This is a genomic window from Amycolatopsis keratiniphila subsp. keratiniphila, assembly GCF_001620365.2.
Lineage (GTDB): Bacteria > Actinomycetota > Actinomycetes > Mycobacteriales > Pseudonocardiaceae > Amycolatopsis > Amycolatopsis keratiniphila.
In genome coordinates this window covers 64092-64627 of record NZ_LQMT02000011.1, presented here as the reverse complement: position 1 = coordinate 64627, position 536 = coordinate 64092, and the positions used below count along the sequence as shown (strand labels likewise).

The following is a 536-nucleotide window of genomic DNA, read 5'->3' as shown; positions in this document are numbered from 1 at the left end:
CTCATGTCACCCGCCCGCTTCTCATTCCGCCCTGGCCGCCGTGAACCCGGTCCGGACATGGGCTCCGTCGCAGAACGGCTTTTTCGCCGAATTGCCGCACCGGCACAGCAAGTGCGTACGCCCGCTGATCTCGTATTCGTTGCCGTCGTGATCGACCAGCCGGATGGACCCCTTCACCTGATACGGCCCGTTGTCCACGACCTTGACGACGACGGCCGGTTCGGCTCCGTTGTCAGCCATCTCCGTCAGCCGACCACCTCGTAGCCGGCTTCTGCGACCGCGGACCGCACCAGCTGCGCGTCGACCGGCCCCTCGCTCACGACGGTCACCTCGCCGGTCGCGATGTCCGCGTCCACCTCGCTGACCCCGGCGACACCGTTCACCGCCGTCGTCACCTTGTTCATGCAGCCCGAGCAGGTCATGCCCTTGACCGTGTACACGGTGGTGTCCATCAGCTCTCACCCTTCGCTTCGCTATTACATTACCCCCGTAGGGTATAGCATCGCCTCGGGGCACGCCAAAGTCCGTGAAGGCCT

2 protein-coding genes are annotated in these 536 nt (G+C 65.1%); both read right to left on the bottom strand.

What is annotated here, in order from left to right; translation table 11 throughout:
- Positions 1 to 21: 21 nt before the first annotated feature.
- The gene (locus AVR91_RS11245) at positions 22 to 240 is read right to left on the bottom strand and encodes a CDGSH iron-sulfur domain-containing protein (RefSeq protein WP_072026723.1); all 219 of its coding nucleotides are present in this window, start codon (positions 238 to 240) and stop codon (positions 22 to 24) included.
- Positions 241 to 245: 5 nt separating this feature from the next.
- A complete protein-coding gene (locus AVR91_RS11240; RefSeq protein WP_072026722.1) occupies positions 246 to 452 on the bottom strand; it encodes a heavy-metal-associated domain-containing protein in 207 nt (68 codons plus the stop codon).
- Positions 453 to 536: the final 84 nt, after the last annotated feature.